This is a genomic window from Nodularia spumigena CCY9414, from assembly GCF_000340565.2.
Classification (GTDB): Bacteria; Cyanobacteriota; Cyanobacteriia; order Cyanobacteriales; family Nostocaceae; genus Nodularia; species Nodularia spumigena.
This window is the reverse complement of the sequence record NZ_CP007203.1, coordinates 4,194,123-4,216,377: the sequence shown is the minus strand read 5'-3', so window position 1 is coordinate 4,216,377 and position 22,255 is coordinate 4,194,123. Positions and strand designations below refer to the sequence as shown.

The 22,255-nt window shown below is 40.7% G+C and carries 20 protein-coding genes and 2 pseudogenes; 10 read left to right on the top strand and 12 right to left on the bottom strand.

Translation table 11 applies throughout. The features are described from left to right. The first annotated feature begins 133 nt into the window (after window positions 1-133). A complete protein-coding gene (treY, locus tag NSP_RS18445) occupies window positions 134-2,968 on the top strand; it encodes a malto-oligosyltrehalose synthase (protein WP_017804318.1) in 2,835 nt (944 codons plus the stop codon). 107 nt (window positions 2,969-3,075) lie between these two features. Here treY and thyX read toward each other — a convergent pair whose 3' ends face one another. Continuing rightward, window positions 3,076-3,798, bottom strand: a complete 723-nt coding sequence (gene thyX, locus NSP_RS18440) for an FAD-dependent thymidylate synthase (RefSeq protein WP_006199302.1) — start codon at window positions 3,796-3,798, stop codon at window positions 3,076-3,078. Between the two features lie 626 nt (window positions 3,799-4,424). On the opposite strand from thyX, the gene NSP_RS18435 reads away from it, so the two are divergent. After that, complete coding sequence (locus NSP_RS18435) at window positions 4,425-4,640, top strand: chlorophyll a/b-binding protein (RefSeq protein ID WP_006194454.1); 216 nt, start codon at window positions 4,425-4,427, stop codon at window positions 4,638-4,640. A 165-nt stretch (window positions 4,641-4,805) separates the two neighbouring features. Then, window positions 4,806-5,387 (top strand): thioredoxin family protein, encoded by a 582-nt coding sequence (locus tag NSP_RS18430; RefSeq protein WP_006194455.1) that lies wholly within the window; start codon window positions 4,806-4,808, stop codon window positions 5,385-5,387. Window positions 5,388-5,455: 68 nt separating this feature from the next. Here NSP_RS18430 and NSP_RS18425 read toward each other — a convergent pair whose 3' ends face one another. Then, complete coding sequence (locus tag NSP_RS18425; protein WP_006194456.1) at window positions 5,456-5,968, bottom strand: hypothetical protein; 513 nt, start codon at window positions 5,966-5,968, stop codon at window positions 5,456-5,458. Between the two features lie 536 nt (window positions 5,969-6,504). On the opposite strand from NSP_RS18425, the gene aroA reads away from it, so the two are divergent. Further along, complete coding sequence (aroA, locus tag NSP_RS18420; protein WP_006194457.1) at window positions 6,505-7,857, top strand: 3-phosphoshikimate 1-carboxyvinyltransferase; 1,353 nt, start codon at window positions 6,505-6,507, stop codon at window positions 7,855-7,857. Window positions 7,858-8,048: 191 nt separating this feature from the next. On the opposite strand, the gene NSP_RS18415 is transcribed toward aroA, so the two are convergent. The 4 genes from NSP_RS18415 to NSP_RS18395 form a co-directional block, all read right to left on the bottom strand. Next, a complete protein-coding gene (locus NSP_RS18415; RefSeq protein WP_006194459.1) occupies window positions 8,049-9,020 on the bottom strand; it encodes a glutathione S-transferase family protein in 972 nt (323 codons plus the stop codon). 116 nt (window positions 9,021-9,136) lie between these two features. After that, window positions 9,137-9,430, bottom strand: a complete 294-nt coding sequence (gatC, locus tag NSP_RS18410) for an Asp-tRNA(Asn)/Glu-tRNA(Gln) amidotransferase subunit GatC (protein ID WP_006194460.1) — start codon at window positions 9,428-9,430, stop codon at window positions 9,137-9,139. Window positions 9,431-9,661: 231 nt separating this feature from the next. After that, a complete protein-coding gene (locus NSP_RS18400; RefSeq protein WP_006194462.1) occupies window positions 9,662-10,183 on the bottom strand; it encodes a photosystem I assembly protein Ycf3 in 522 nt (173 codons plus the stop codon). Between the two features lie 16 nt (window positions 10,184-10,199). After that, entirely contained in the window at window positions 10,200-10,916 is a 717-nt protein-coding gene (locus NSP_RS18395) for an SOS response-associated peptidase (RefSeq protein WP_006194463.1), read from the bottom strand. Window positions 10,917-11,128: 212 nt separating this feature from the next. Between NSP_RS18395 and NSP_RS18390 the strand changes: the two genes are divergently transcribed. Continuing rightward, a complete protein-coding gene (locus NSP_RS18390) occupies window positions 11,129-11,755 on the top strand; it encodes a glutathione S-transferase family protein (protein ID WP_017804316.1) in 627 nt (208 codons plus the stop codon). A 59-nt stretch (window positions 11,756-11,814) separates the two neighbouring features. On the opposite strand, the pseudogene NSP_RS24445 reads toward NSP_RS18390, so the two are convergent. Beyond that, window positions 11,815-12,030, bottom strand: a pseudogene (locus NSP_RS24445) (DUF167 domain-containing protein); the annotation flags it as partial. A 221-nt stretch (window positions 12,031-12,251) separates the two neighbouring features. Between NSP_RS24445 and NSP_RS18385 the strand changes: the two are divergent. Next, entirely contained in the window at window positions 12,252-13,307 is a 1,056-nt protein-coding gene (locus tag NSP_RS18385; RefSeq protein ID WP_006194468.1) for a hemerythrin domain-containing protein, read from the top strand. A 496-nt stretch (window positions 13,308-13,803) separates the two neighbouring features. Here NSP_RS18385 and NSP_RS18380 read toward each other — a convergent pair whose 3' ends face one another. Further along, window positions 13,804-14,979, bottom strand: a complete 1,176-nt coding sequence (locus tag NSP_RS18380) for a M20 family metallopeptidase (protein WP_006194470.1) — start codon at window positions 14,977-14,979, stop codon at window positions 13,804-13,806. Window positions 14,980-15,316: 337 nt separating this feature from the next. Further along, window positions 15,317-17,071 carry a serine/threonine protein kinase gene (locus tag NSP_RS18375; RefSeq protein WP_173403306.1) on the bottom strand — a complete coding sequence of 585 codons (1,755 nt, stop codon included), beginning with the start codon at window positions 17,069-17,071 and terminating at the stop codon, window positions 15,317-15,319. Window positions 17,072-17,253: 182 nt separating this feature from the next. On the opposite strand from NSP_RS18375, the gene NSP_RS18370 reads away from it, so the two are divergent. Together NSP_RS18370 and NSP_RS26080 are read left to right on the top strand one after the other, a co-directional pair. Next, window positions 17,254-18,279 carry a 2-hydroxyacid dehydrogenase gene (locus tag NSP_RS18370; protein WP_006194472.1) on the top strand — a complete coding sequence of 342 codons (1,026 nt, stop codon included), beginning with the start codon at window positions 17,254-17,256 and terminating at the stop codon, window positions 18,277-18,279. A gap of 233 nt (window positions 18,280-18,512) precedes the next feature. Further along, window positions 18,513-18,644, top strand: a pseudogene (locus NSP_RS26080) (sugar transferase); the annotation flags it as partial. Window positions 18,645-18,889: 245 nt separating this feature from the next. On the opposite strand, the gene NSP_RS18365 reads toward NSP_RS26080, so the two are convergent. The 3 genes from NSP_RS18365 to NSP_RS18355 all read right to left on the bottom strand — a co-directional run bounded on the left by NSP_RS18365 (window position 18,890) and on the right by NSP_RS18355 (window position 20,641). After that, on the bottom strand, window positions 18,890-20,128 hold the full coding sequence (locus tag NSP_RS18365) for a BaiN/RdsA family NAD(P)/FAD-dependent oxidoreductase (protein ID WP_006194473.1): 1,239 nt from the start codon (window positions 20,126-20,128) through the stop codon (window positions 18,890-18,892). A gap of 109 nt (window positions 20,129-20,237) precedes the next feature. After that, window positions 20,238-20,414: a rubredoxin gene (gene rd, locus NSP_RS18360; RefSeq protein WP_006194474.1), complete on the bottom strand. Its 177-nt coding sequence runs from the start codon at window positions 20,412-20,414 to the stop codon at window positions 20,238-20,240. Between the two features lie 32 nt (window positions 20,415-20,446). Further along, a complete protein-coding gene (locus tag NSP_RS18355) occupies window positions 20,447-20,641 on the bottom strand; it encodes a hypothetical protein (RefSeq protein ID WP_173403279.1) in 195 nt (64 codons plus the stop codon). A 392-nt stretch (window positions 20,642-21,033) separates the two neighbouring features. Between NSP_RS18355 and NSP_RS18350 the strand changes: the two genes are divergently transcribed. Then, on the top strand, window positions 21,034-21,594 hold the full coding sequence (locus NSP_RS18350) for an SRPBCC family protein (protein WP_173403305.1): 561 nt from the start codon (window positions 21,034-21,036) through the stop codon (window positions 21,592-21,594). Window positions 21,595-21,599: 5 nt separating this feature from the next. Next, window positions 21,600-22,175, top strand: coding sequence for a DUF924 family protein (locus tag NSP_RS18345; protein WP_006194477.1), 576 nt, complete (start codon window positions 21,600-21,602; stop codon window positions 22,173-22,175). The last annotated feature ends 80 nt before the right edge of the window (window positions 22,176-22,255 follow it).

Sequence of the window (22,255 nt, the reverse complement as noted above, 5' to 3'; positions counted from 1 at the left end):
AAAACCAAATACTTCACATCTTCTCACTAATATCTATTAATCATTAGACAAATCCTCTCATCCTTATTCACTTGGCGTACTTGGCGTACTTGGCGGTTCGTAAAATCTTAATTCTTACAAACTAAATTTACCCATGCGAATACCAACAGCAACATATCGAATTCAATTTAATTCCCAATTTGGTTTTAACTCAGCCCAAAAAATCATTAATTATCTGAACGAACTAGGAATTTCCGACCTTTACGCATCACCAATATTTAAAGCCAGAACAGGTAGTAGTCACGGCTATGATATAGTTGATCCCAATCAACTAAACCCAGAACTAGGAAAACCAGAAGATTTTACCGCCTTAGTTGAAGAATTAAAACAGCAAAATATGGGTTGGCTACAAGATATTGTCCCCAACCATATGGCTTATGATAGCCAAAATAAATATCTGATGGATGTTCTCGAAAATGGTGTTAATTCTATTTATGCTAATTACTTTGATATTGCCTGGAATTCTCCTATAAGCAATGGATTTGGTGATAGTCAACAACCAATTTTAGCACCTTTACTCGGTAACTTTTACGGTGAATCTTTAGAAAATGGAGAAATTCAACTCAAATATGATCAAAATGGCTTGAGCGTGAATTATTACGATTTCAGGTTTCCTCTAAAATTGGAATCTTATGCAATATTTCTCAATCAGAATATAGGTAAATTATCTCAAATTTTAGGCAGGAAAAATCCCATATTTGTGAGATTACTTGGTATTCTTTATTTGGTAAGACATATACCTGCTGATGCTACCCCAAAGGAGAGACAAGACCAAATAGATTTTGTTAAAGGGTTGTTGTGGGAACTTTACACAGATAATACAGAAGTCCAAACATTTATTGACGAAAATCTTCAACTTTTTAATGGAGAACCAGGTAAACCAGAAACTTTTAATCTTTTAGATACTTTACTTTCTGAACAGTTCTTCCGTCTAGCTTTTTGGAAGGTCGGCGCAGAAGAAATTAATTACAGAAGATTTTTTACAATCAATGAATTAATATCTGTCAATGTCGAAGATTTTCAGGTATTTGAAAAGACCCATGCTTTAATTACGAGGTTGGTGAAAGAAAATCAAATTACTGGTTTACGAATTGACCATATTGATGGACTTTATGACCCAACTCAGTATTTACAAAGACTAAAAGAAAAAATTGGTGATACATATACCACCGTCGAAAAGATTTTGGAATTAGGGGAAGAGTTACCAAACCACTGGTCAGTTCAGGGTACTACAGGGTATGATTTCTTAAATTATCTTAATGGTATTTTTTGTCAAACTGCAAGCCAAGAAGATTTTACCCAAATCTACTGGAATTTAACGGGTTTTAGAACAGCTTTAAAACAACTAGCTATTGAGAAAAAGCATTTAATTTTAGAACGAAATTTAGCCGGAGATATTGATAATTTAACTTATTTTTTAAAGAAAATAGCAAGTAAACATCGTTACGGTAATGATTTTACCATTAATGGCTTAAAACGTGCGATCGCAGAAGTTTTAACTCTCTTCCCAATTTATCGAACTTACACAAATCAAGATGGTATATTACCAGCAGACCGCCAATATATTCAAGCTGTAATTCAACAAGCAAAATCAAATATTCCCCTACTACATCATGAATTAAATTTCATTGAAAAACTGCTATTACTGGAATATGAAAATTATCTCACACCAGATGATCAAGAGCAATGGCTTTATTTTGTCATGCGACTACAACAATATACTGGACCCTTAATGGCCAAAGGAGTTGAAGACACAGCTTTATATGTTTATAACCGCTTTATTTCTTTAAATGAAGTCGGTGGAAATCCTGATAATTTTGGTGTAAGTATTGCCGATTTTCACGACTTTAATCAACAGCGAAAAACCCATTGGTTACACTCAATGAATGCTACTTCCACCCATGATACTAAACGGGGTGAAGATATCCGCGCCAGATTAAATGTTTTATCAGAAATTCCCGAAGAGTGGAAAACACAAGTTTACGCATTTTGTGAAATGAATCTTGATCACAAAACAAGTGTAAATAAAAGTTTACCTATGCCAGATAGGAACGACGAATATCAATTTTATCAGATGCTAATTGGTGCATTTCCATTCTTTGAACATGAGTATAATGACTTTTGCCAACGTATTCAAGATTATGTCCTCAAAGCTGCTAGAGAAGCTAAAGTCTACACAGCATGGCTGCGACCTAATGAAACTTATGAAAATGCTTTAACTAAGTTTGTTGCAGCAGTTTTAAAACCTTCAGATGAAAATACATTTTTGCAGAAATTTCTACCTTTTCAAAAGCGGATAGCATACTATGGTATTTTTAATTCCTTATCTCAAACATTACTAAAAATCACCTCTCCTGGAGTTCCCGATTTTTATCAAGGAACTGAACTTTGGGATTTCAGTATGGTTGACCCTGATAATCGTCGTCCGGTTGATTTTGAACTGCGAGAGACTCATCTCAAAGCCATTAAAGAACAAGCCCAGACTGATATTTTAAAATTAATAGATGAATTATTAGCAACGAAGGAAGATAGTAGAATTAAGCTGTTTCTAATTACCCAAGCTTTAAAAGCGAGAAGAGAAAATTTAACACTTTTCCAGCAAGGTAGCTATCTACCTTTAGAAACTAGGGGAAAATTTGCAGATAATATCATTGCTTTTGCGAGAATTCATAGTAATCAGACAATTATTACCATTGCACCCCGATTTTTTACCAATTTAATTCAACCCGGAGAATATCCTCTAAATAAGCAAATCTGGGAGGATACATATATTGATTTACCACCAGCAGCGCCTTCAGTTTGGCAAAATACCATTACTGGGGAAATAGTCAGCGCTGATAAAATCATGTTAATTGGTGATGTACTTAAACATTTCCCTGTAGCCTTGTTGAAAGGAAATAAGATTATCGTTCGCGCAGCGTGCGCGTAGCGCATACCGCCAAGTACGCCAAGAACGCCAAGGAAAAGAGGGATAATCAAAACTCTGCGAACCTTTGCGTGACCTTAGCGCCCCTCTGCGTTAAAAAACTCTAAAATTTAAGGTGCTAATCTCGCCTTACCTTGACGCTGCTTTTCATACCATTGTGCGATCGCAGGAGTCCAATCTGCAAAATGAGGCCACATCATTTCACACAACTGTTGAATTTCCAATTGAGCATCCTTCTTATTTCTCATATCACAAAAGTGCATAAAAGACCTTAAATTGAAACTGACGACAAAATGCTGGCGATAGTCAAAAGGTACTTTACCTCTAGCGTGTTCCTCAGACATTCCCCCCTCAAAATCAGCTTTGTAACGCTTCGCTGCTTCGAGACACCATGCTAAATCTGCGGCTCGTTGTTCTGGTGAATAGTAATATTTTTTGCCTTGTCTATCAGAGTAATCACCAACGGGACGCAAGTAGAAAACGTCTTCTATGTCTTTTTTACCTTCTACTACATCAATAAACTGGTTCCCCGTGTATCTAAAAGATTGGACATCAAATGATACACTAACCCGATGTGTACGAGCCTGCTGCATCACACTGTGAGGAAAATAACCACAGTTAAAAACAATCTGGGGATGCTCAAGCGGGCCATAGTGTCCCCTCTCGCCTGCCAAAAGTCGCCTGACAATAATTTCGCCGCATTGTGACTCCGAAGGCCAGGAGTCGCGCTCGTCATAAACAAAGCCATCGCTATAGTCTTGGTGCATCGCAGCATAAACCACTTGCTGCGGGTTTGGTGTTTTGGCAATAACCTCTACTCGGAATCGATGCATTGATAAATTGCAACCTGTTGGTGAAACGTCTTTGTGAACCCGATTCACTATGATATCTCGTTCAGGAGTGCTGATCTCATCAAATACAGAACCTCACCCCCAGCCCCTCTCCTTGCTAAGGAGAGGGGAGAAAGAGTTGAACCTCCCCACGTCTAAAGCCAGGGGATTCTTGCCCACCTGAAAAAGGCGACAACGGGACATTCAAGTATCCCTCTACTCACTCAAAGAGCTTTTGCTCTCATTCGCGCATACTTTCTGAGTCCTTCATATTTTAAAGATGAACGCTCCATATCCTGCCCTTATTTGCCCTTTAACTATTCCGAATCGAGTCGGATATGTCCGTTGCCGGGATTGCTCCGTACTAGGATATTTCAAGGCGCTGAAGGTTATTCCTACTTGTTTTCTCGCTAATCTATTTTAACACTGTGGCTAAAGCCACGCAATCGTTTGACGGAACTTAAAAGTTCTTACCGCCTTCTCCCCATGCCTAAAGTCAGGGGCTTGCGTCTCGTTTTTCGGTCAACCAGACTTGCTGATGATTCAAAAAAATTTGTCTCAGATACTTTACAAAGTTTAATAAGTTTGTTACAGTTGTTTACATACACAGAGAGAACAGGAAAAATTATATGCGTACCAATACAAGTATTATTGATGACCAAGGTCTAATGAACAACTTTGCCATAGAACCAAAGGTTTATATAGACGAGCAAGGCGATCGCACTGGGTTCACTCCCTACGCCGAATTACTCAATGGTCGTTTAGCTATGATTGGTTTCGTCTCTCTGATTGCATTAGAAGTATTCACAGGACACGGTATCATCGGTCTTTTGGCAAGTCTGTAAAAACTAATTTTAACAATTTAATATCTCACAAATGTAGAGACGGGAAAATTTCCGTCTCTAATTGTATGAATAGCCATCATTCATGCTTAAACTAATAACAGATAAAACAAAAGGTTAGGGACTCAGAATCGTCCCCTACTCCCCACTCCCCACTCCCCAATTGCTATGACTTTAACTGCATCTACAATGTTGCCATTAGGCACGCAAGCACCGGATTTTTATCTACCAGAAGTGGTATATGGAAAAAAAATTTCCCTCGCCACTTTTGCTGATCAAAAAGCATTGTTGGTAATGTTCATTTGTCAGCATTGCCCATTTGTTAAACATATTCAGACAGAATTAGCAAGTCTAGGAAACGATTACCCCTCAAATGATTTAGGAATCGTAGCCATTAGCGCCAATGATGCCGCAAAATATCCAGATGATGCGCCAGTTTCTTTAAAAGCAATGGCCATCAAACTGGGTTTTAACTTTCCCTTGTGTTATGACGAAACTCAGGAAACAGCAAAAGCTTATACAGCAGCTTGCACACCTGATTTTTTTGTATTTGATGCAGAACGCAAACTAGCTTATCGGGGACAATTGGATGATAGTCGTCCCAGTAATGGTAAACCCGTGACTGGTGCAGATTTACGCGCTGCGATCGCCTCCCTGTTGGCGGATAACCCCGTTACAAGTGAACAAAAGCCCAGTATTGGTTGCAATATTAAATGGAAACCAGGTAACGAACCCAGTTATTTCGGTTAATTCAACTCCTAAGCACCAGTAGAGTCAAAAACTTATTTTTGACTTTTGACGAACGCCTAGCGGCGGCGTTAGTGTTTAATTTCCAAATTGAGGATGTAGCTTCCCAATTGGACTTTTTCAGCCCACAATTCGTATTCCAGACGTAAATGTTCTGGCAAATGGTCTCCGCTAAGTGATAAGACTTTCGTAAAATTCCGTAAACGAATGGGATTATGAGGTTGCAATGACTCAGTGGGTAGCCAATAACGGCTAACGCCATAAACACCTTTTTCCCAGAAATGGCGATAACTAACTTGATCGTGACCTTGCATGGTCATGATTACCCGGTAGGGGGAAATTTCCAGCCACAAAATTCTGGGACTCCTGGGGGCTTGAGGGTTGCTCTGATTTTCGGGAGGAATGTCTTCTGAATTCAGAGAACTTGCCAGTTCACAGGTAATTAGGGGCGGTGCTGTCAACAGTAAATGAAATCTATCTGTGTCTTTTTGATACAATGTACCCGCAGCTTCAACAACAGACCAGAATGGCAGGTCAGTTGAAATAAGTGATAAACATACGGGCTTACGGTGATGGGTCAGCATGGGAGCGATAAGGGCTAAAAGCTATTGAACAAAGTGAAATTAACACCAGTATCTTTAACAGTCAGGAGCAGCCAGTCAAAAGAAGCAGGGGAGCAGGGGAGCACCGGAGCAAGGGGGAGTAAGAAATTACTTTAAACTTCCGGTTACTTAACAACCATTCCTCTTATCCTCTGCCCCCTTCCCCTCTGCCTCTTTGGTAAATAGTCAAACATCCTTCATATTAACTGATGATCCTGATTTGGTAAGCCGAATAAATCAACGTAAAAATAAATAAAAGATTATAAATTCAAACATTTTCTCTGCTGTTATTGATAAAAATTTTTAGAAAAATATCAAGTGATAATGGCAAGAAACACAAGACCCCTAAGAGTGATTTTTGCCCAGTAAAAAAATATGAAGTGAAGATTTATCATATATTAGGTAGATTTTGGTAAATTTCCATGAACAAAAAGCGATAGGATACTAGGCAGGAAGTGTCCAGTCGTGGCAAACTTAGTCGCTGATGAACTTCCGGTGTATCCAAGAAGTGTAACCTCATGTCAGCGTCTGTCATTACTGTAGAAACTCAAAAAGACCTTTCTGGGAAGTTAATTATCCAGCGACCCTCTGCTGGGCTGTCGTTACAGGGTCGTATCCGTGTCCCCGGTGATAAGTCTATATCCCATCGGGCTTTAATGTTAGGTGCGATCGCTCAAGGTGAAACCCAAATCCAAGGGCTGCTATTAGGCGAAGACCCCCGCAGCACAGCCAGCTGTTTTCAAGCTATGGGGGCGCAAATTTCGGAACTAAACACCGAATTAGTCACAGTTCAGGGTATTGGTTTGGGACAATTGCAAGAACCAGTGGATGTGTTGAATGCTGGTAACTCTGGGACTACACTCAGACTGATGTTAGGGCTTTTGGCTTCTCATCCAGGGCGGTTTTTTACAGTCACAGGGGATAGTTCTTTGCGATCGCGTCCCATGTCCCGTGTAGTTAAGCCTTTGCAACAAATGGGCGCAGAAATTTGGGGACGTAAGGGTAATTCCTTAGCACCCTTAGCAATTCAAGGACAAGCCCTCAAACCAACTCATTACCATTCCCCCATCGCTTCCGCCCAAGTTAAATCCTGTATATTACTAGCAGGTTTATTAACAGCCGGAAAAACTACCGTCACCGAACCCGCCCTTTCTCGCGACCACAGCGAACGGATGTTACGGGCTTTTGGTGCAGAACTCACTATTGATCCCGAAACTAATAGCGTTACCGTCATCGGACCGGCGCAACTGCGGGGACAAAAAGTCATCGTTCCAGGAGATATCAGTTCAGCAGCCTTTTGGTTAGTCGCTGGCGCAATTGTCCCCGGTTCAGAATTGGTAGTGGAAAATGTTGGTGTTAATCCCACCCGTACAGGGATATTAGAGGCTTTAGAACTGATGGGGGCTGATATTCAACTGGAAAATCAGCGCGAAGTTGCTGGGGAACCAGTAGCGGATATCAGAGTGCGTTCTAGTCGGTTAAAAAGCTGCACCATTGCTGGGGATATCATTCCCAGAATGATTGATGAGATTCCCATTTTAGCAGTAGCGGCTGTATTTGCCGAAGGTACAACCATTATTCGGGATGCAGAGGAATTGCGAGTTAAAGAAAGCGATCGCATTACTGTGATGGCGCAGCAACTCAATAAAATGGGCGCAAAAGTCAGTGAATTACCCGACGGTATGGAAATTACTGGTGGTACGCCTTTAGTGGGTACAGATGTCGATAGTTATACAGATCATCGCATTGCTATGAGTCTGGCGATCGCCTCTCTAGTTTCCACAGGAATCACCACCATTCACCGTGCAGAAGCCGCCGCCATTTCCTACCCCGACTTCACCGCCACACTACAAAAAGTGCTGAATACCTGAGTAGGGTGTGTTACGCCGCAGGCTAACGCACCGGAAAATTTTCAACCACAGATGAACACAGTCCAGTAGGGTGTGTTACGCCGCAGGCTAACGCACCGGAAAATTTTCAACCACAGATAGACACAGATAAACACAGATAATTTCTGGACGTTTATCTGTGATTTAATTTTCTATAAATTCCCACTTAGCTGCTATTTTTTAACCACTTCATCCCGGTTATGAGGTGCATCAAAATCAATCACCGGACCTTTCGGCACAATGCGGGTCGGGTTCACATTCGGATGACTCTTGTAATAATGCCGTTTAATGTGGTCAAAATTACAAGTTTCCTTCACACCCGGTAATTGATAGAGTTCCTTGAGGTAATTCCACAAATTAGGATACTCAACCATCCGGCGTAAGTTGCATTTAAAATGCACATAATAAACTGCATCAAAACGCAACAAAGTAGTGAACATACACCAGTCAGCTTCAGTCACTTTATCCCCGCAGAGATAGCGCTGTTTTCCTAATATATTCTCCCAGTCATCAAGGGCTGCAAATAACTCTGTTACCGCCTCATCATAAGCTGATTGAGAAGTGGCAAATCCCGCACGATATACACCGTTATTTATTGGTTGATAAATAGCATCAATCGTCTCATCAATTAATTCTTGTAAATCTTCGGGATAAAAATTGATATCTTCTTGAGCAAAATCATCGAATTGCGTATCAAACATTCGGATAATTTCGCGGGATTCATTATTGACAATTGTCCCCTTGTGCTTATCCCATAAAACTGGCACTGTTACCCGTCCACTATAATTAGGATCAGCTTTGAGATAAAGTTGCCAAAGATATTGAGTACCATTTACAGAATCAGGAATCGCCCCAGGTTCATCAGTGAATTCCCAACTGTTTTGATCAATTTCCGCCCCAACTACCGATAGCCCAATCACATCTTCTAAACCTTTCAATTGGCGGATAATTGCAGTCCGACAAGCCCAAGGACAAGCCCAAGAAATATATAAATGATAGCGCCCCGGTTCAGCCTTAAAACCACTAGAACCATCTGCGGTAATCTGATGACGGTAAGTTGTGGATGGGCGAATAAATTTACCTTGTGAATCTTCTTGCTCCCGTCTTGATATCCACTTACCATCCTGGAGGATTCCCAAACCCATATATATCTCCTTTTTCAGTTATCAGTTATCAGTTATCAGACATCATTGGATAGAAATCTCTGACTAAATCTGCTTGGTAACTGTTTACTGTTAACTGTTCACTGATTCAACCCTCCCTAATCATTGGTATTCATAATTTTTGGTACTTTGAAAAATTCGCCTTCTTGTTCAGGCGCACCATTGAGAATAGCTTCTCGCTCAGGATATGGTTGTAACTCATCTTTTCGAGTCACATTACTCACATCAATTGCTCGTGTTGTCGGGGGTACATCACTGACATCTACTTCATTCAACTGTTCGATATAATCCAAAATACTTCCCAGTTGGGTAGTAAATTGCTGCTCTTCTTCTGGTGTTAATTCTAAACGAGCCAGAAGAGCTACTTTGTGAACTTGTTCCCTGTCAATCATGGTTCCTCAATCGTTAATTTTCTTTCTTCTAGTCAATTCTCAAGAAAAACACACCCCGCCAAATCCACATCTTGCTCCCCTCCTCGCACCCCCCGAAATCCCCCCGCAACGGGGGGAAGAAAAGGATAAACCTTTGATATGGGAGGGGCAGGGGGTGGGGTTGCTCCCCTCCTCGCTTGCACCGGAGGGGCAGGGGGTGGGGTTCTTTCTTATAACCCAACCTACTAATATTTAAAAGAATATGTCAATTTGCATCCGTCCAGTGGTTTTTAGCCAGTTTTGGGCTTCAATGTAGTTATTGGGAGCCATGCGAATAGCTCTAATCCAATAATCTGCTGCTTGATCAAACAGGGCTTCACCAGCGTCATTATCGCCGGATTCTTTCGCCTTTTCGCCTTGATAATGGTAAATTACAGCGATGTTATTCAAGGCTTGGGGTAAACGTGGGTTGATTTCAATGGCTTGGTGATACATTTTTAAAGCTGTATCGTGATCACCATTACTGGCATAGATTAGCCCCATATTATAGTGAATATAACTGCGATCGTAGCTGTCTTCTTCTAGAGTCAGCGCTTCTTCGTAATAGTCTAAGGCTTCGGCATATTCGCCTTCCGCCTGCGCTGACATCCCATCGCGATAATACACAAATGCTTCTTTAGCTTTTTTGTTGGCTGGGAGAAGTTTCAGGATCAGATCCGCCATCACTGTAAAGGATTTGTCAACAAAATTATCGTTTTTTTGGGTTCTTGGCATATGTGTTTCTATGGTTTTAAAAGATATTCTCAGGCAGTGAATTTTCCCCAACCAAAGGGATAATACATTCAGAACTATTGTGTCGCGAGTTGTTCACCAAGCTACTAACTGGATAGCCAGTCATAACTTGATCGGGATATGGACACAATAGCTGCTGTAGTCGCTCTGGTGTTGGCATTTGGGAATTTAACCACAAATCGTAATCTTGTGGAGAGACAATCACAGGCATTCGATCATGAATTGGTTGGACTAATTCATTAGCTGCCGTTGTTAAAATTGTACAAGATATAATTTCTTCGCAGTCAGGCTTTCCTTGTGGAGGTTGCCATTTTTCCCACAACCCCGCAAAGCCGAAGGGCTGTCCATCCGAAAGACGAAAGTAAAACGGCTGTTTTTTACCATTTTGTCGTTTCCACTCATAAAAACCATCAGCTAGCACTAAACAACGCCGATACCAGAATGCAGACCGAAAAGCTGGTTTTTGGGCGACTGTTTCGGCTCTAGCATTGATTAGCTTCACACCCATTCCTGGATCTTTCGCCCACGCGGGTATCAACCCCCAACGTAACTGTTTAAATTCACGCTGATTAGTTTCAGGATTATTTAACACTGTTGCTACCCTTTGCGTAGGTGCAATGTTATATTGAGCAGCTAAATTTGGAATTTGACCATCTACACCGAAAAATTGGGCTAACGCCGCTAATGACTGATTTAAAGTAAATCTTCCACACATACTTTTATTTTCCCACACTGAATAAAATTAAAATTTTCAATACAAAGATTAAATAATACTATTATTTTCTTGTTTTTTATATCTTGGAAAAATCTATCTTGTCCCCATATACTAAAAATAAAGAAAATCATCCTGTTTCCCCCAGTTTTATTTGTAATATATTGTATTTTAGCCCCGCAATAATCTCGATCTTCATTATTATAATTTTGGAAATGAAAAATCAGAAATTGTATGATTTCTTACCATCAGGCAATAGTTACAAGATCCGGCTTTTATTGACACAAATGGGTATGCCTTTTGAGAGAATAGACGTTAATATTTTGAAAGGAGAAACTCGCACACCAGAGTTTTTAAGTAAGAATCCTAACGGTAAAATACCAGTTTTGGAAGTTAACACTGGGCAATATTTGGCAGAATCAAATGCCATATTAGTTTATTTGAGTGAAGGCACAGAATTTTTACCATATGATCGCTTTTTAAGAGCGAAAGTATTGCAATGGTTATTTTTTGAACAATATAGCCATGAACCTTTTATCGCTACATCAAGATTTTGGATTTCTATTTTAGGTAAAGCTGAGGAATATCGCACAGCTATTGAGCAAAAACATGAACCTGGTTATGCAGCACTCAGAGTTATGGAACATCATTTAATGACTCACGAATTTTTTGTCAGTGAGCGTTATACAATTGCTGACATTGCCTTATTTGCCTATACTCATGTGGCTGATGAAGGTGGGTTTGATTTGACAAAATTTCCTGCTATCCAAGCTTGGATAGAACGAGTCAAATCTCAGCCTAGATATATAAAGATTACACAAGATAAAAATTTTGCTGAATAAAGATTTGTGTATTCTTTCCTGAAATATTTGGTAAGATGGTACACATAAAAGTTAAAAAATTAAATATCTGTGTCAATTTCAATCAGCTTTTGCCGAGAGGATACCCCAGACTTAATTCTGATATGAGATTTTGGTACATGGAATTTTTCAGCTAATAGTTTAATTAATTCTTCATTAGCTTTACCATCTACTGGCGGAGACTTTAACCTGACAATCAAACTCCCATCAGTTTGTTCTTCAATTTTTTGTTGTTTGGAATTAGGTTTAACTTTAACTCAGGACTTACGCAAAAACCCTCTCAAACCCTTATTCCTCTGTATCCTCTGCGTCTGGTGTGGTTCGTTATTCCCTAATTTGTGCGTAAGTCCTAAAATATTTGATTTTTCTATCCAGAGTGACGACAGCGATCATTCAAAAGAAAGATGGAATTTACCTAAGTTGTATGCCACTCTGAAATAGAGTAATAATCCGAACAATTTTCAGAGGATAACGCAGCATGGTAACCACATTAGATGATACAAAACGCAATGCTATTGCGATGAAATTGGCAGACATGAAATTAATTCAACAGTTGCTGATCGAAAATGAGCAACTGTTTTTGAGAGAATCAACTGATGCTGAAATATCTGATCGCCTGCGGAAAATGCTAGAAGATGACCAGAAAAATCAAGGCGTTCTGGAAACTACAATTGTGCAGTATGGTATCCAAAAAGAACCAGCACAAATGGTTGAAGAAATGTGCAATACAATCCGCCAATTAATGCAAGGATCCCAATTGAGTTTCTATGAAAAAATATTTAAGCATGAATTGTTAAAACATCAACAAGTAATGTCTGGTGTGGTAATTCACAAAGCGGCTCAAAAAGTTGGTGCTGACGTAATGGCCGCAATTAGTCCTTTAAATACCGTTAACTTTGAAAACCGCGCTCACCAAGAGCAACTCAAAGGTATTCTAGAAGTTTTGGGTGTGCGTGAACTGACTGGACAAGATGCAGATCACGGGATTTGGGGACGAGTTCAAGATGCGATCGCTGCTTTTAGTGGCGCAGTAGGTAGCGCTGTTACCCAAACCAGCGATAAAAAAGATATGAATATCCAGGATGTGATTCGTATGGATCACAATAAGGTGAACATCCTGTTTACAGAATTACTACAAAGCAACGATCCGCAAAAGATCCAAGAATATTTCGGTCAAATCTACAAAGATTTAACAGCTCATGCTGAAGCTGAAGAGGAAGTCGTCTATCCCAGAGTACGTTCTTTCTATGGTGAGAGCGACACCCAAGAACTTTATGACGAACAAGCCCAAATGAAACGATGGTTAGAAGAAATCCGCGCGATTAATCCCTCAGCTTCTGAGTTTAAAGATAGAGTCAGAAATTTGATGGATCTTGTCGGCGATCATATTCGTCAAGAAGAAAGCAAAATGTTTGCTGCTATTCGCAATAACTTGAGTACTGAACAAACTGAACAACTAGCGACTCAATTTAAAGCCGCTAAGAGCAGAATTCAAGAAAGATTGGGCGGTACTAAAACCGGAGCGAATGTTTAGTAACTCGCCATCATCCGCCGACTAACAGTAAATAAAGATTGTGAAACCCACCCAGGTGGGTTTTATTTACTGGTCAAACAATTTTAGATTTTAGATTTTAGATTTTAGATTGACCCCACAGATAAATCTACGGGCTTGAGGATTTTAGATTTGGGATTTTCGATTGATTGATTCCACAGATAAATCTGGGGGCTTGTACCATTAAGGAACTATTGGTCAAACAATTTTAGATTTTAGATTTTAGATTTTAGATTGACCCCACAGATAAATCTACGGGCTTGAGGGATTTTAGATTTGGGATTTTCGATTGATTGATTCCACAGATAAATCTGGGGGCTTGTACCATTAAGGAACTATTGGTCAAACAATTTTAGATTTTAGATTTTAGATTTTAGATTGACCCCACAGATAAATCTACGGGCTTGAGGATTTTAGATTTGGGATTTTCGATTGATTGATTCCACAGATAAATCTGGGGGCTTGTACCATTAAGGAACTATTGGTAATATTTATAAGCGGCGTAAGCCATAGTTACAACCCCGGTGATAATGGCAGATTCATCGACTTCAAATTCGGGATGGTGTAATGGGTGATTAATAATTCTATCTTTGTAGCCTACACCTAAGCGAAACATGGAACCGGGGGCGTGTTCTAAATAAACAGAGAAGTCTTCAGCACCTAGAGAAGGTTCAGGTAAGACTTGGACGCGATCGCAACTCCAAGCTTCTTCCGCCGATGATTGTAACAATTGAGTCATAGCATAGTCATTCTGCACACTCGGTACACCTTGGCGATAATTAACTTGATAACGCGCCCCGAAAGAATGGCAGACATTAGCTACAATATTTTCAATCCAGTTGGGGAGTTGAGTCCGAGTTTCCGGATGAAGCGATCGCACTGTTCCCAACAACTGTACATGATCCGCAATCACATTTGGCGCTCGACCACCAGTAATCTTCCCAATACTCAACACCACAGGACGCAAAGGATTCTGTGTCCGGCTAATAGCCTGTTGTAAAGCCGTAATCACTTGTGAAGCAATCCAAATTGCATCAATCGCTTCATGAGGACGCGCCCCATGGCCAGATTCTCCAGTAATGATAATCTCTAAATCATCAGCCGCCGCAGTTAATGCACCGTAACGAATACCAATAGAACCTGCGGGGATAGAAGGGAAAACATGAACCCCTAATACCGCCGAGACATTTGTCATCGCCCCATCATTTACCATCCAGCTTGCTCCCTGAGCAATTTCCTCAGCTGGTTGAAATAAAAACCGCACCTTACCGCCCAATTCTTCCGCCATTTCGGACAACACCATTGCTGTTCCTAAGCCCACAGTAGTGTGAACATCATGACCACAAGCGTGCATCACACCTTCTGTATGAGAAGCATATTCTAACTTTGTCCGTTCTTGAATCGGCAAAGCATCCATATCAGTGCGAATTGCCAATACACGCTCATCAGTGCCAGTATTTTGCAATTCTCCAATCACCCCAGTTTTACCAATCCCCTCTTGTACGTGCAGGCCACTGGAAGACAACACACCAGCCACAAAGGCAGATGTTTGGTATTCCTGACCGCTTAGTTCTGGGTGAGAGTGGATATGGCGGCGAATTTCAATTAAGCGGGGCGCTAATTTTGTGGCTGAGTCTTTAATACGGGTTAGCATTACTATATTTTATCATTCAGTTTGTTCCCATGATAAAGAAATCTTGAGAAACAAAATGCTCTTACTTTACAGCCAGTGTGAGGGTTTGACCCGCATGAAGTGGTGATGAAGAACCATAAAAATCTGATAAATTCTAGTTATGGGACTACACAAAACCAGATTTAGGGTTTAGAATTAATTTCGTAAGGCACTATACTGAACCATTTATAGACTACCACATATGTGATCCCCCTAGCTAAAAGCAAAAAAAGCTAGGGGGATCTTGTTTTCGGCATGGAGAAAAACAGTTATCGTTCACTGATAACTGATAACTGTTCACTGATAACTGATAACTGTTTTAACGCCATCCCAAAAAGCGTAACCCAGGCACAATTAGGTAATAACTCACCCCTAACCAAAAGCTCATCAACAGACTCACCAAACTAAAAAATACCATGGGCAGGTATAATTCTAACCAGAGGGGCTGACCAGAAACTTGAAACACAGTAGTGGGAAAGCCAAATATAATTAACATTGCGAAGATAATTACCGTCCCCAATGCAGCAACCACAGCATGAACTATGTGATGACTGCGAAAACCTATACTCAACGTCAACAAAAAAACTGCAACTAAAATTACTCCCAATAGTCCTTCACCGCTATCTTGGGTTGTGATTTGCAAAACTAACCAGCTCAACCCATAACTGATCATACCCATGAGCGATGCTACTAAAAACCGTCGTCGTTGACCAAAACACCCGGATATTGTCAGTCCCCATGCAGTTCCTAACCCTGCGCCGACAAAGACAATAATTTCTGTCGTCATCACAGGTTGAGTATCGCTGACTAATTCCGGTAGCTGACGAAAAATATATTCGGAAATTTGTTCGCCTACAACTGTTCGAGCGGCTACAATATAACCGATAATCGTACCAACACAAGCACCAAACCCAGTTAGTAGCATTGCCCAAATTGTCGCCCAACAAGCTTGTAAAACTTGGAAAATTGTCACAGCTATAAACAGAACCGTTTTACCTATAGCTGTGGTGAGATTGTTGAATCCTTGCTCAATAGCTTGTATTAATAGTGTAAATTGACGGGAAACCTCTGTTGTTGCTTGCTGAACAGAGTTTTTTATGCGGGAAAATAACCCAGGCTGGGAAGATGTGCGGATAATCTTAGTTAAGCGTTTTTGAATAATTATGGCATTTACCGGACGCGATCGCACATCTTCAAGTACCATTTCATCTAGTAAATCTGCCAGTTTCGGGTTAACGTTTACCTGATTTCGCCAGTGCAGAACCCCAGTTTGCGGATCTCCCAACTCTGGCGGATATTTACCCGTAAGTAATTCAATCATCGTCCGACCGAGAGCATAAAAATCAGCCGCCGGTCCCACATTACCGCCAGTCATCTGTTCTGGGGGACTGTAACCAGAAGAATATAACTTAGTTGAACTAGACTCTCGACGCAGTTTAGCGGTGTTAAATTGTTTCACCCCACCAAAATCAATTAATACCAGTTCTTCCTGATTACTCCCTGGAGTCGGGGGTGTAGTTGAAGAGGGAGTTCGCAACATCAAATTAGAAGGTTTGATGTCCCGGTGAATAATCTGGCGTTTGTGCAATTCTTGTAAAATTTTTACAGCCTGAGAAAACCAATTTAACACGGATTTCTCTGGACATCCTTGAGGATAATCCTTGAGTTTCTCCTCCAAAGTCAGCCCGTTAATTTTTTCCATCACCAGACAAGCTAATTGACGTGGTTTAGGAGTGGGTAAATTAACTTCAAAATAACCATCAGATTCCACCCTGGGAACACCCGGATGGCGCAATTTAATTAAAACCTCAGCTTCTTGTGTGAACAATTCCAGTGCTTTTGGTGAATGTTCCACCAAAACTTTCAGGACTTTCTCTGTCTGGGTTTTTTCATCCCAAACCGTGTAAATTTGGGCAAATCCTCCCGAACCCAAGGGCTGGAGAGGGACATAACGATTTAACATCTGTAGCAGTGCGCCACAGCTGTTACAAAACTTGTTTCCCCAGGGTTGAGGATAAGGTCGTTGACAATCAGGATTTATGCAGTGAACCGCACTTTTAGTGATGTGAGACACATCCCCTATAATACAAAGGCTGAATTGATTTTAAGCTGAATTCTAAAGTTTTGCTTTAGCAGTGGCATTACCGAAACCAAGGCTCAAGTCTATGACTGGCAGTTATAGAAGATGCGATCGCCCCTCTAACCTGCAAGCTATCATATATTGGAAAAATATGCAGCATCAGGCTGAGGTTTGAGATGAAAATAGCAGTCTTCAGTACAAAGTCCTATGATCGACAGTTTTTAGAGGCTGCAAATTCTTCCCCCCAACATGAGTTGGTTTTTTTTGAACCCCGCTTAAATCGGAATACTGCCATTTTAGCGGCTGGATTTCCGGCTGTTTGCGTATTTGTGCATGATTTGGTTGATGCGCCAACTTTAAAAATTCTCGCTTCCGGGGGAACTCGCCTCATTGCCCTTCGGTGTGCCGGATTTAACAATGTAGACTTACAGGCCGCAGCAGATTTGGGGATAAAAGTTGTCCGTGTTCCTGCTTATTCACCCTATGGAGTCGCAGAACACGCCGTTGGTTTGATTTTAAGCCTCAATCGCAAAATTCATCATGCCTATAACCGTGTCCGGGAAAGTAACTTTTCTCTCTCAGGACTGTTAGGATTTAACTTGAATGGTCGCACAGTCGGGATTATTGGTACCGGCAGAATCGGTCTGATTTTGGGACAAATTATGAAAGGTTTTGGCTGCAATATACTCGCTTATGATGTATATCGCAACGCCGAACTAGAGAAACTGGGTGGGAAGTATGTAGAGTTGCCAGAGTTATTTGCGAACTCTGATATCATTTCCTTACATTGTCCCCTCATGCCTGAAACTCATCACTTGATCAATGCTGAGTCCATAGCCCAAATGAAGCCCAGAGTTATGTTAATTAATACCAGTCGAGGAGCGCTGATTGATACTCAAGCAGTCATTGACGGTCTAAAGTCACACAAAATAGGCTTTTTGGGTGTGGATGTCTACGAACAAGAATCAGAATTGTTTTTTGAGGATTTGTCCGGCGAAATCATTCAAGATGATGTTTTTCTACGCTTGACAACATTTCCCAATGTATTGATTACTGGACATCAAGCCTTTTTTACAGAAGAAGCTCTCTACAATATTGCCGAAACAACTTTTGCTAATATTGCTGATATTGAACAGGGTCGTGCTTGTGCGAATGAGATCAGTTATCAACCAGAAATCCCCGCTAAGGCGCAGGTTAGCTAATATCAAGTTTGATCTACCAAAACTCAAGTCCTACCAAATATAAAATAAAAGCCGCTCTCCCAAAAGAAGGGCGCTTTTTAGTATTCAACGTCGCAGCCAGTTTAAAAGCACAAATTTCTTTTTCCCAATGCTTAATTAAACTTTGCTCAGGAATATCCTTCTCAAACCTTGTTATCCAAAAATATGTATTATTAGCCTAAATTCAGTAAATCGCAAAGTTTTTTTTCAAAAGAGCGATCGCGATCGCAATCAAACTAGATTCTCCAGGTACAATATTTTACAAACAAACCCGTGTAGGATTAAGTAGAAAATCATTTCAACTCTGGAAGTTTCGGACTATGAGAACTGATGCAGACAAACTGCAAAGCCTATTTTATTATCCCATATTTTTGCCAAGCACTTCCTCTGTTGGTCGTATTCACAATACTTCTACAGCCGTTGAACCCTCGTAATTTGGCTAAGGTATTGATAAATAATAAAACATCAAAAACTTGAGGCAATTCATCCAAACTCTAACAATGATACGTAAAAGCGTAATGCAGATAAAATTAGGAAATTTTGAGGTTTTGAGGACAAGATTACCTAATTTTATCTGTTTATTTATAGCAGCTTAGTCGCTAGTTCCCATTGCATTACCAGCTAAATATGAAGTCGTCCAAGCACTTTGGAAGTTAAAACCACCGGTAATCCCATCAATATCTAAAATTTCTCCGGCAAAGTAAAGACCAGGAATTAATTTACTTTCCATTGTCTTAAAATTGATTTCTTTCAGGTTGACACCGCCACAGGTGACAAATTCCTCTTTAAAAACTCCCTTCCCTTTGATTAAATATTCTCCCTGTGTCAGTTCTTGCACTAGCTGATTTAATTTGGTTTTGGATATTTCTGCCCAACGGTCTTCTGTGGTAATACCTGCACGGTCTACAATATATTGCCAGAGGCGATGGGCTAGGTCAATACCACGATGTAAGGCGATCGCCTTTTGTCCCCATTCTGTCTTAACTGCTAAGATTTTTTGCCGCACTTGTTCTTGGTTGAAATCAGGTAGCCAATTGACTAATAATGTAGCTTGATAGCGGTTGTCGTGCAGAAATCTCGCACCCCAAGCCGAAAGTTTGAGGACAGCCGGTCCACTCATCCCCCAGTGGGTAATTAACAATGGCCCTGTTTGTTCTAGTGGGGGTTTTCCTGTACCAGCTAACCGTAATTGCACAGTCGGAACACTCACGCCAGCCAATGACCTGAGTTTGGGGTCAGGAATATTAAAGGTAAATAGTGAAGGTACAGGGGGTTCAATGTGATGACCAAATTCCCTGGCGATTTTATAGCCTACAGGGTTGCTTCCTGTTGCTAATAGTAGGCGATCGCACTTTTGAGTTTCTCCCGATTTCAACAGAATTTCAAATCCTGCTGCTGGGTGAACTTTTTTTGCGGAAACTACTGGTGTCCCCAGGCGTAATTCTACCCCAAATTTGGCTGTAGCTTTAATCAGACATTCCACAATGGTTTCGGAATTATCTGTAATGGGAAACATTCGCCCATCGGCTTCGGTTTTCAGACGTACACCTTGGTCTGTAAACCAAGCTACTGTATCTTCAGCTTGAAAGCGGGTGAAAGCACCTCTGAGAGCTTTTCCACCTCTGGGGTAATTTTGGACTAATCGGGCTGGTTCAAAGCAAGCATGAGTTACATTACAACGTCCTCCCCCGGAAATCAGAACTTTCGCCAGTGGTTGACGACTAGCTTCGAGTAACGTGACGTGGGCGTGAGGATTAACTTTAGCACAAGCGATCGCGCCGAAAAATCCGGCAGCACCACCCCCAACAACTACAATATTTAACGGCAACAAATTAAAAAACGTCTCTATGATAATATGGCATTTAATTCTAGGCTAGTACAGCAAAGCATAAATAGGGACTCCATCAGTTGTTTGATTTTTGACTTTTGACTTTTGACTTTTAACTTCCGCCCTGCGGTACTAGCGGTTCAAATAAATCTTTGGTCGCGCCGCAAACTGGACACACCCAATCCTCTGGGATATCTTTAAAGGGTGTTCCGGGGGCTATACCGCTATCAGGATCGCCGATTTCGGGGTCATATTCGTATCCGCAAACAGTACATACATACTCTTCCATAGTTTTGTACCTCTTTGAGTCAGATATTGAGACTACAAGCGCCACCAGGTTCTCTGCACATAGCTCAGAACCCCTACAGCGATCGCCCCTAGTAATAATAGTCCAATAACTCCACCTGGAATAAACGTCAGAATCCCAAAACCTCTAAGTACCCAAACAGCTAGTCCAATGCCGAGAAGAATGCCAAAAATTTGGGTTAATGTCCGATTTAAGGAAGATTGATTCACTTCATTTCCCTCTCCAATCAAGGTTACTACTGTTTTGTTTCTATTTTGATATTTTTGATCATTCTCAACAACTACGCAAAAAATCTGGTTTTACATCATAAATTCCGACTTTTAGGTAAAATTATGGGCAATAAACCCAGTTTTTTCGGACATCTTTGATTTAAAGATTTATGTTGACAAGATAAATTAACGAGCCCCTAATTTATGGTTTTAATAAACAGTGGTAAGAAATACAGTTTTTACTGTATAATTTCGGAATAATTTCCTGAAAATGATTGGTTTAGGCAGCATGGTACTGAAACTAGAATTTAGTTAGTTGGACTCGATCCTATTTAATGATTCGCCGTTTCAGCGCTAACAGGTGGACAAGTTGAGGAGTAACTGAAATTAATATGTCTGCGTCTTCTTATATCTCAGACTCGATGATTAGAGGTTTGAATATGCCTTGGAGTCAAGACAAGCAATCGTCGCTGATGCAGGGTGAAATTTTATTGCAAACGCAATCGCACACAGGTTGCGGTGGATCTGTTACCGCCTGTATGTATTTACCGCTATTGCGATCGCAGGTATGGCAACAATTAACTGATTACCCTCGCTGGGTACAATATTTTCCTGATCTTACCAAAAGCCAAGTTCTGTCCCAAGGAGAAGTGAAAAGACTGTATCAAGCAGCACAGAAAAGCTTTTTATTTTTGACGGCGCAAGTCGAAATTTATCTAAATGTCGTAGAGTTACTAGGGCAACAAATTCAGTTCCGCATGGAAAAAGGGAGTTTTCTGGATTTTACAGCCATATTAGATTTAAAAGATTTGGGCAATGGTACTTTGTTAGCATATCAAGTAAAAGCTACGCCTAATATCCCCATCCCGGCAATTTTCATTCAACAAGCCATGAATTTTGAATTGCCTGCAAATATGCGTAAAATGCGACAAGTTTTATGTAAGGTTCAATAAAGGCAATGTTACAGGCAAAAACTATTTTGGAATTTTGGTTTGGTCATCCAGATGCACCTGATTATGGCAAACCAAAGGCTGATTGGTTTAGGGAAACAGCCGAATTTGATCGGCAAATCCGCAATCAGTTCCTCCCAGATTACCAAAAAGCAGCAGCAGGATATTTAGACGACTGGATTGATTCAGCCGAAACCTGTTTAGCACTGATTCTACTATTGGATCAGTTTCCCCGAAATATGTTTCGTGATACCCCTGAAGCCTTTGCAACTGACTGGGAAGCACTTTCCGCCGCCCAACACGCAGTTGTACAAGGCTATGATTACCAATTTTTGCCTGTACAACGCTGGTTTATTTATTTACCTTTTGAACACAGTGAAAACCTTACACATCAGCGTCAGTGTGTCAAGCTATTTCAGCAATTGAGTCACGATCGTGATAGTGCGAAAGCCATTGAACAGTCATTGATTCATCTGGCAATAATTGAGCGGTTTGGGCGTTTTCCTCATCGCAATAGCATTTTGGGACGTAATTCCACTGCATCGGAAAAAAAGTTTTTACAGCAACCAAGTTCATGGTTTTAGGCTAGTACCACAATCTAGCACCCCACCCCCAGCCCCTCCGGTGCAAGCGGTACGGTGTACACACAAATGATTGAATTACC